This window comes from Methylorubrum sp. Q1, from assembly GCF_004683995.1.
Taxonomy (GTDB): Bacteria; Pseudomonadota; Alphaproteobacteria; order Rhizobiales; family Beijerinckiaceae; genus Methylobacterium.
This window is the reverse complement of record NZ_SRHQ01000051.1, coordinates 1-10,081: the sequence shown is the minus strand read 5'-3', so window position 1 is coordinate 10,081 and position 10,081 is coordinate 1. Positions and strand designations below refer to the sequence as shown.

General features: G+C 70.6%; 3 protein-coding genes and 1 pseudogene. 2 read left to right on the top strand and 2 right to left on the bottom strand.

All coding sequences use genetic code 11. From position 1 onward, the window contains the following. Nucleotides 1–508: 508 nt before the first annotated feature. A complete protein-coding gene (locus E4V01_RS26440; protein ID WP_245517702.1) occupies nt 509–1,234 on the bottom strand; it encodes a DUF6065 family protein in 726 nt (241 codons plus the stop codon). Between the two features lie 441 nt (nt 1,235–1,675). Next, a pseudogene (locus E4V01_RS24770) lies at nt 1,676–1,934 on the bottom strand (IS5/IS1182 family transposase); the annotation flags it as partial. A gap of 385 nt (nt 1,935–2,319) precedes the next feature. On the opposite strand from E4V01_RS24770, the gene E4V01_RS24765 reads away from it, so the two are divergent. Beyond that, nucleotides 2,320–4,173 (top strand): ShlB/FhaC/HecB family hemolysin secretion/activation protein, encoded by a 1,854-nt coding sequence (locus tag E4V01_RS24765; RefSeq protein WP_245517701.1) that lies wholly within the window; start codon nt 2,320–2,322, stop codon nt 4,171–4,173. A 16-nt stretch (nt 4,174–4,189) separates the two neighbouring features. After that, a partial coding sequence (locus E4V01_RS24760; protein WP_193763309.1) for an MBG domain-containing protein occupies nt 4,190–10,081 on the top strand: 5,892 nt, incomplete at its 3' end.

The following is a 10,081-nucleotide window of genomic DNA, read 5'->3' as shown; positions in this document are numbered from 1 at the left end:
GATTTTTCGGAGTTGGCGCGCGGGCTTTGCTCGTGCGCCCGCCTCGATGCGACGAAGTAAAGAGGGCCGGCGCGAAGCCGGCCCTTTTGTCGTGCGTGCTGTGCGGCCAGCCAACGGCGACGGCGCAGCCAGGCGTGTCGACCGAGCGGGTCCGTTCGAGCGTCGCGGCGACCCCTGCACCGATCCCTTCCGCCGGGAGAGCCCGATCCCGATCGCGCAGGCGGAACAGCAGGACGATCCGCAGGCGTGTTTCAGCGCCATCACGAACCGCGCGGCTTACAGGTCGGCGCCGGCGACCCCGCCTTGGGCGTCTTGGAAGGACCGGCCGAAACCGGACATCACGTATCCGGGACCTCAGCTCGAGAAGGATCCGAAGCCCTCGAAATCGCTTGTGCGAGCAACGCGGTTGGCCGACGAGCCTTGTTGCCCGTGGGGGGCGTGGCTTGTCGTCGTGATGGGTGCTGACTTTGCCAGTCCAGCGTTGCTCATCGCAGGGGTGGTTCTACCGCTACGCTTCCACGTCGCAAGCATAGCAGTGCCATTCGACTTGTTGACGTCGCGCATCGATTTGCCTTGTTGGCGAGCGATAATTCAGGAAGTGCGCAGAGAACGCGCGCTCGATGCTCATGTTCCGGGCACGGGTGCGGCGAACGCGGCGGCAGCGCCGGGGGCCGGTTTCCAGGCGTAGCCGCAAGATGAAATCCGCGATGTTCCGTCGAGCGACATCGGCTCCCCCCAGCGCCGAACGGACAGGCTTGGGCAAGATCCGCTTGGTGCGATGGAACGTCGGTCCATCGCTGCCGGCCGGATCGCGCCCGGCGATGTAGTCGCGCTGCCATCCCGCGCGGACTGCGTCCGGTTCGCCCGCAGCGACGCGCGCCTGGAAGGCCGAGCGGGGACCGCGCCATTCGTCGTACGCGGCCTTCAGCTCGGGGTCGTCGTCGAAGCTTCTGATACGCGGGCGGATCGCGTCGAACGTTTCGTGCGGAACGGGCGCGATGAAGCAGAAGCATTCTCCCTTCGCGAACCGCACCGTGCCGAGCCGCGTGAAGCGCCAGTTCATCGTGAAGGTGAAGGGAAGCCAGTCGGTTTCGACGAGTCCTTCGAGCGGTGCGATGCCGTCCCTCGGGCTGTTGGGTGGCCCGCGCGCGATCAGCGCCCATCCGAGCGAGGCGCGAAGCAGCCTAACCGGTTTAGGCTCGATCCGAGCACACTCTGGACTGGGACCGAACATCCAGCGCCCGTTGCTAGCCGCCGCACCATGTCCGGCCGTGGCAAGCCGCTGACGGTTACGCCTGTCTGCGGGAAAAAGATGCCCGGCACACAAGCCGTTGATATTGAAAGGCTTAGGGGAGGCTTGGCTGGGGCGCCAGGATTCTCAGCCAAAACCGAAGGGGTACGACATCAAGGGATTAGGCCCTCGATCACCCGTCTTGAGCGGCATCGGACCTAGGGATTGGACCATCAGAGTGGACCCTGGTCAACGCTGCGTCCGAAGCATTCCACAATCGGCGAGTATGGGCGGCAGGTCCGCATAGCGCCATGAGCGGGCCCTGGGCCGGTTACACCGAACATCCGCTCAGGCCTCACAAGCGGCTGCACGGGCGATCCTGCAGCATCGGACGAATCCGCCGAAGGTTCTTCCGATCACCCAGCGTCGGGGCTGCGCGGCGGAGCAGGGGGCTAGGAACGGCCAGAACCATCGGGACGCCCGCGCCAGCGCGACACCGCTGTAGCTGTCGGCCGTCGAGACAATGGCCGGGGACAGAACGCGTCGGTATCGGTGAGTGCAGGGCGCTTGCGGCCGACCACGCCCCGGGCCGGATCGTGGCCGCGCTCGCCCTGACGCCGACGCCGCCCGGACGCGCGGCCTGCGCATCGAGGAGGGCACCGGTCAGGCCGGCTTCGCGTCCAGCCCGCCCGTGGTCGGCCAGGGTCTGGATGTCCACGTCGGTGTCCCAAGGTGGGCGTCGGATGCTCCCCCAACGCTGACGAGGCTCGCCCCCTCCAAGTCACGCTCCAACCCCGTCATCAAGCGGGGGCTCAGAGCCCACAGGAGAGCGGCAGGGCTCAAATCCGATCGTCGCGAAAATTGTCGTTGCCTCGACCCAGCGCGTTCGAATATTATATCTGGATTAACTCTGTCTATCTGCGCAGTCTGGATCCATTTCTCAGATCAAACGCATTGCAGATCCTGGTGTTGCGTTGAGGAAACAGCAGTTTTATCAGCAGATCTGTTAAATATAGGCGAGGATCCGCTCGCGCGACCTACGTCATCAACCGGCCCGGTGTCCCGGCTCGAACCACAGAGTGACCTGCGTGCTCAGGACGTTTGAACGGCGCGGACCCGGCCGCATCCCGGCTCCTCGGTCGTGCGGGGAATGGCCCTTTTCGCTGGCCCTGCTCGCCGGCCTGATCGCGGGACCGGCCCTGGCGCAGACCGCCTCGCAGATCACCCCGCCCTCGTTCAGCCCGCCGCTCCAGCGCAGCGGCGGCGGCCTGGCCATCCCCGACGGCGTCGGTCCCGCCGCGCCCGAAGGCGCCGAGCGCCTCTCCCTGCGCGTCGGACGCCTGCGCGTCGAGGGCGGACAGCTGGGGGCGGACGGGGACGGCAGCGCGCTCGCGCAGAACCTCACCGCCCGCCTCTCCGGCCGCACCCTCACCGTCGCCGACCTCTTCGCCGCCGCCGCCGAGCTGGAGCAGGCCTACGCCGCTCGAGGCTTCGCCCTCGTGCGCGTCGTCCTGCCCGCCCAGCAACTGCGGGACGGCGGCGAGGTTCGCCTGCTCGTCATCGACGGCCAGATCGAGCGTATCGACGCCGCCGCGCTCCCGCCCGAGATCCGCGCCCGCGTCGCGGCCGTCCTCGCCCCCCTCGTCGGACGCCCCGGCCTCACCCTCGCCGAGATCGAGCGCCGCGTGCTCGTCGCCGGCGACACGCCCGGCACCGTGCTGCGCTCGACGCTGGCCGCTGGCAGCCGCCCCGGTGCCACCGTCCTCGTCGTCGAGGCCCGCTACAAGCCCGTCACCGGCTTGGTCTCCACCGACAACGTCCTGGCCCGCAGCCTCGGCACCTACACGCTCGGCACCGGCCTCGATCTCAACTCCCCCACCGGCCACGGCGAGAGCCTGTACTTCCGCGCCTCGGGGGCGCCCTATACCGGCGGCGAGCGCGGCTTCCTTGCCGCGGAACCGCGCAACCGGGCGCTGGCGCTCGGCCTGATCCTGCCGCTCGGGATCGACGGGCTCACCCTCAACCTGGAGGCCACCGACGCGCGGGCCACACCGCGGGCGCTGCCTGGCACGCTCGGCATCGCCTCGGACTTCTCGCGCTATTCCGCCCGACTGCGCTACCCCCTGATCCGCTCGCGTGCCTTCACCCTGAACGGAGACGCCGCCTTCGATGCGCAGGAGGAGCGCGTCAACGTCATCACCCCGGTCGAGACGCCGCTCACCCTCGACCGCCTGCGCATCGCCCGCATCGGCGGCGACCTGATCTGGTTTTCCCCCTCCGAGGCCGTGCTCACCGCCCGGCTTGCCGCCTCCTTCGGTCTCGACGGGCTCGGCGCGCGCGACGCCCCGCCCGCCGGTTCGGCCCTGGCGCCGCTGTCGCGCCAGGGGGTCCGGCCCGAGTTCCAGCGGTTGGAGGCGGCGCTCGCCGTCACCCAGCCCCTGGCCGAGCACCTCACCTTCGACATGCGGGCCCGCGCCCAGACCTCCTTCAATCAAGCCCTGCCGCGCTCCGAGCAGATCGGCCTGGCCAACCTGTCGGGCCTGTCGGCCTTCGATGCCGGCCTGTTCCAGGGCGACGAGGGCTTCGTCGTGCGCGCCGAGCTGCAGGCGCCCTTCCTCGTGCCGGTCACCCTGCCGTTCGCGCTGCCCTCGATCCCGGCCCAGCTCGGCAGCGGCCTGCCGCCGGCCGACGCCACACCCGGCGCGGTGGTGATCGCGCCCTACGCCTTCGGCGCCTTCGGCCTGACGCGCCAGCAGCGCCCGACCGCGCTGGAGCGGCCGATGACCCGCGGGGCCGCCTACGGCGTGGGGCTCCGGCTCGCGGCGGCGCCGTCCTTCAGCTTCACCAACGCGGCGGCCACGGTCGAGCTTGGCCGGGCCGAGCGCTCGGACTTGCTGCCCGACGACACCCGCCTGACCTTCACCGTCGCCCTGCAGTTCTGACGGAATGAACCCAGCCATGGCTCAGTCCCCCTCGCCCCGCGCCCGCGCGCTCACCCGCGCGCTGCTCGCCTCGACCGCCCTGGTCGGGATCGGTCTCGGCCCGGAGCCCGCCCGCGCCGAGCCGCTGCCCACCGGCGGTCAGGTGGTCTCGGGCGGGGTCACTATCGGTACGCCCCAGAACGGCGCCCTGGCGATCACGCAGTCGAGCCGGAACGCCATCGTCAATTGGCAGGGCTTCTCCGTCGGCCAGGGCCACCGGGTCGACATCCGCCAGCCCGACGCGGGCGCGGCGATCCTCAACCGGGTGACGGGCGCCACGCCCTCGACCATCGCCGGGCAGCTCAACGCCAACGGGCAGGTCTACCTCGTCAACCCCAACGGCGTGACCATCACCCGCTCGGGCCAGGTCAACGCGGCCGGCTTCGTCGCCTCCTCGCTCGGCATCACCGACGAGGACTTCAAGGCGGGCCGGCGCCAGTTCCGCGGCTCGGGCGCCTCGGCGCCGGTGACCAACCATGGTGCGATCACGATCGGGCGCGGCGGCTACGCGGCGCTGATCGGCGGGCAGGTGACGAACACGGGGACCATCCGCGTGCCGATGGGCCGGGTGGGTCTCGGCTCGGGCGAGCGGGCGACGCTGGATCTCTCCGGCGACGGCTTCCTGCAAGTTGCGGTGCCGACGGGGGCGAAGGGGCGCGGCGCCCTGGTGCGGCATTCCGGGACGATCTCGGCCGATGGCGGCGCGGTAACGCTCACGGCAGCGGCGGCGCGGGACATGGCGCGGCAGGCGGTAAACCTGTCCGGCGTGATCGAGGCGCGCTCGGTCGGGGGCAGGAACGGCAACATCACCCTGTCGGGGGCTGAGGGCGCGGTGACGGTGACCTCCGCCGCCCGGCTCGACGCCTCGGGCCAGGGCGAGGCGGATGGTGGGCAGGTGCGGATCACCGGCGGGCGGCTCGACGTGGCGGGCCGCGTGGACGTGGCGGGCGCGGCTGGCGGCCGGGTGCGGCTGAAGGCGGGCGAGAGCCTGGCGCTGTCGGGGCTTGTGGCGGCGGAGGGGCGCACGGGCCGGGGCGGTCGCATCGTGGCCACCGCGCCGGCGATCGCGACGCAGGCGGCGCTGATCGAGGCCTCGGGTGCGACCGGCGGCGGCGTGGTGCGGGTCGGCGGCGGCCGGCTCGGGCAGGGTCCGCTGGCGCGCGCCGAGCGGGTGAGCGTGGACGCGGCGAGCGTGATCCGGGCGGATGCGACCGGCCGCGGCCAGGGCGGCGACGTGGTGGTGTGGTCGGATGTGGCGACGCGGTTTGCCGGGCGGATCGAGGCGCGGGGCGGCGCCTCGGGCGGCGACGGCGGGCAGGCGGAGGTGTCGTCGAAGGGGGTGCTGTCGTATGACGGCACCACGATCCTGACGGCGGCGCGGGGCGCCTTCGGCACGCTGCTGCTCGACCCGCACGACATCACCATCGCGAACTTCACGGACAGCGGCGTCACGGGCTTCACCGCTACGGGCGACGGCAGCGTGATCGACGCGGCGCGGCTGCTGACGGCGCTGACGACGGCCAACGTGGTGGTCTCGACGGGCACCACGGGCAACGAGTCCGGCACCATCACGGTGGCGGCGCCGCTGTCGTGGAACACCGGGGCGGACCTGACGCTGCAGGCCGCCGGGGAAATCGCCCTGAACGCGCCGATCACCGCGAGGGCGGGCGGGCTGGTGCTGCAGGCGGGAGCGGGCAGCGACGTCACGGCAACGGCCGATCTGTCGGTGGCGCGCTTCACGCTGGCGTCCGGCCACTGGACCCAGAACGCGGCCGCGCTGCCGGGCTTCGCGACGGGCGACTTCCAGGTGGCGAGCGGGGCCAGTTTCCTGCGGGCGACGGGGGGGGACGGCAGCGCGGCGACGCCCTACCGCCTGACCGACATCTACGGCGTGCAGGGCATGGGCTCGTCGGCTTCCTACCGCGCGGCGTCCTACCGCCTCGCCGCCGACATCGACGCCGCCGGCACCGCCACCTGGTGGGGCGGACAGGGCTTCGTGCCCGTGGGGGCGGACACCGTCCCGTTCACCGGCAGCCTGGACGGCGCGGGCCACACGATCGCCGGGCTCACCATCGCCCGGCCGGACCAGAGCTCTGTCGGGCTGATCGGCGTTCTCGGCAGGGGCGGCCGCGTGAGCGGCCTCGGTCTCGTCGGTGGCTTTATCAGCGGTGGGTCCAATGTGGGCGGGCTACTCGGTTCCAACTCAGGCAGCGTGGCCCGAGTCTACGCTACCAGCAACGTCAGCGGCTGGTACAGCGTAGGCGGGCTGGCCGGTTCCAACTCCGGCACTGTGAGCCAAGCCTACGCCACCGGCAGTGTAAGCGGCCACGATTTGAATGGGCGCGCCTCCGATATCGCGGGCGGGCTGATTGGTACCAACGACGGTAGTGTGATCCAGGCCTACGCCACCGGCAACGTCAGCGTCAGCAACTGCTGCGCGGGCGGGCTGATTGGGCAGAACGTTGGTAGCGTGAGCCAAGCCTACGCCACGGGTATCGTTAGCAGCTTTTTTTCGGGTGGGCTGATCGGGCAAAATGCTGGAAACGTTAGCCAAGCCTACTGGGATATTCAGACCACTAGACAGGCAAATGCCATCGGAAACGGCCTTCCCGCAGGAACAGACGTAACTGGTCTGACTTCAGCCCAGGCGCGCACAGGTTCAGCCTATGCAGGCTTCAATTTCGATACCGTGTGGTACCAAGCCGGTGACCTGCGCCCGATTCTGCGCGCAGAGGCCGCTGACGCAGTCGGCAGCGTAGTTCCAGTATCCAACCTGCACCAGTTGCAGCTGATGGGCGCCAACCTCGCGGACCGCTACCGGCTCACCGCCGACCTCGACGCCTCCGCCACGAACAGCACGGCCGCGTCCGCCGGAGTGTTCGGCGCGGGCGGCTTCGTGCCGGTCGGCCGCGATGGGGCCCGCTTCACCGGCAGCCTCGACGGGGCAGGGCACAGGATCACCGGTCTGGCCATCGCCCGGCCGAGCGAGAACGATGTCGGGCTGATCGGCGCCCTCGGCGCGGGTGGGAGCGTGAGCGGCCTCGGCCTTGTCGGCGGCAGCATCGCGGGCTCCCAAAACGTGGGTGGCCTCGTCGGCTTCAACAACGGCGGCACGATCAGCCAAGCCTACGCTGCCGCCGCCGTCTCCGGCACCAGCGAGGTGGGTGGCCTGGTTGGGTCCAACGACGGTACGATCAGCCAAGCTTATGCTACCGGTGCTGCCGCAGCCACCGTCTCCGTGGGCGGCCTCGTCGGCTGGAACGCCAGCGGCAGGGTGAGCCAGTCCTACGCCAGCGGCAGCGTCTCGGGCTCCTCCAACGTGGGCGGCGTCGTCGGCTCCAACGACGGCTCGGTGACGACTACATACTGGGACACGCAGACCACCGGGCAGGTCAACGGTGTCGGCACCGGCTCGTCCACGGGCGCCACCGGCCTGACCACCGCGCAGGCGCGCACCGCCTCGAGCTACGCCGGCTTCGACTTCGACACCGTCTGGTACCAGTCCGGGGATCTGCGTCCGATCCTGCGCTCGGAAGCCGCTGCGGCCGACGCGAACGGCGTGACCGCGGTGTCGAACCTGCACCAGCTGCAGCTGATGGGCGCCAACCTCGCGGGCCGCTACCGGCTCACCACCGACCTCGACGCCTCCGCCACGAACAGCACGGCCGCGTCCGCCGAGGTGTTCGGCGCGGGCGGCTTCGTGCCGGTCGGCCGCGATGGGGCCCGCTTCACCGGCAGCCTGGATGGGGCGGGGCACACGATCACCGGTCTGACCATCGCCCGGCCGAGCGAGAAATATGTCGGGCTGATCGGCGCCCTCGGCGTCACCGGCGCGTATGGGAGCGTGAGCGACCTCGGCCTCGTCGGCGGCAGCATCGCGGGCTCCCAATCCGTGGGCGGCCTCGTCGGCGACAGCATCGGCACGGTGAGCCAGTCCTACGCCACCGGCAGCGTCTCGGGCACCACTTTCGTGGGCGGCCTCGTCGGCTCCAACTTCGGCACGGTGAGCCAGTCCTACGCTAGCGCCAGTGTCTCGGGCTCCCTCGGGGTGGGCGGCCTCGTCGGCGCCAACGGTGGCATCGTGAGCCAGACCTACGCCAGCGGCAGCGTCTCGGGCTCCTCCAGAGTGGGCGGCCTCGTCGGCGCCAACAGCGGCACGCTGACGAATGCGTACTGGGACACGCAGACCACCAGGCAGGTCAACGGCGTCGGCGACGGCTCGTCCACCGGCGCCACCGGCCTGACCACGGCGCAGATGCAGGATCTCGCCAGCTTCCGAGCCCACTACGCCGGCTTCGACTTCGACACCGTCTGGGCGCCGCCGAACCAGGTCGGCCAGGGTGGCCAGAGCAGTGGTCACTACCCGGAACTCCGCAGCCTCTCGCCCGTCGCCGTCGTCGCTCCGGCGAGCACCACGCGCGTCTACGGTGACGCCAATCCCGGCCTGCTCGCCTCCTACGGCGGCCTGCGCGCCGGCGACTTCGTGACCGGCCTGGGCAGCCTGAGCACGACCGCGACCGCAACCTCGGACGTCGGAAGCTACACGATCGCCGCCTCCGGCACGGCCGTGACCGGCAAGGCGGGGACCAGCTATCGGGTCGTGTATCTGCCTGGCACGCTCACCGTCACCCAACGTTCGCTGACCATCACCGCCAACGGCCAGAGCCGCGTGTACGGCGACGCCAACCCGAGCCTGACCTACACCACGACCTCGCTGGGCGCAGGCGCGGCCCTGTCAGGCACCCTCGCCACGGCGGCCACGGCCACCTCGGACGTCGGCAGCTACGCCATCACCCAGGGCTCGCTCACCGCAGCCGCCAACCCGAACTATGCTCTGACCTTCCAGGGCGCCAACCTCACGGTCAGCCAGCGACCGGTGACGGTCACGGCCACAGGCCAGAACCGTGTGTACGGCGATGCCAACCCCAGCCTGACCTACACGACAACCTCGCTGGGCGCAGGCGCGGCCCTGTCGGGCACATTGGTCACCACGGCCACCACCACTTCGGGCGTGGGCAGCTACGCCATCACCCAGGGCTCGCTCACCGCAGCCGCCAACTCGAACTATGCCGTCACCTATGCCGGGGCCGATCTCACGGTCAGCCCGCGATCGGTGACCGTCACGGCCACAGGCCAGAACCGCGTGTACGGCGATGCCAACCCGGCGCTGACCTACCAAGTCGGCGGACGCGGGCTCGTCAGCGGCGACGCCCTGACGGGAGAGCTCGTCACGACAGCTGATGCGCGCAGCACGATCGGAGCCTACGCTATCGGTCAGGGAACGCTGGCAGCCACTTCGAACTATGCCGTGAGCTACGTCGGGGCGGACCTGACGGTCACGGCTCGGCCGATGACTCTCACGGCGGAGGCGCAGAGCCGCGTCTACGGCGATGCCAACCCGAGCCTGACCTACCAGGTTGGCGGACGTGGGCTCGTCAACGGTGACAGCCTCACGGGAGGCCTGACCACCACGGCCGACGCACGCAGTGCGGTCGGCACCTACGCCATCGGCCAGGGAACACTGGCAGCCTCTTCGAACTATGCCGTGCGCTACGTCGGGGCGGACCTGATGGTCACGGCTCGGCCGATGACTCTCACGGCGGAGGCGCAGAGCCGCGTCTACGGCGATGCCAACCCGGCCCTGACCTACCAAGTCGGCGGCCGCGGGTTGGTCAACGGCGACGTGCTTTCGGGCGTCCTTGCCACGGCCGATGCTCGTAGCGCGGTCGGGACCTACGCCATCGGCCAGGGCAGCCTGGCCGCCAGCGGCAACTACGCTGTGAGCTATGTCGGAGCCGATCTGGTGGTCACCGCCCGGCCGCTGATCCTGACGGCAGACGTGCAGTCCCGCCTCTACGGCGAAGCCAAT

Excerpts from the sequence above, each read along its gene's own strand:
- E4V01_RS26440 (WP_245517702.1), bottom strand. The coding sequence starts at position 1,234 with ATGTTCGGTCCCAGTCCAGAGTGTGCTCGGATCGAGCCTAAACCGGTT.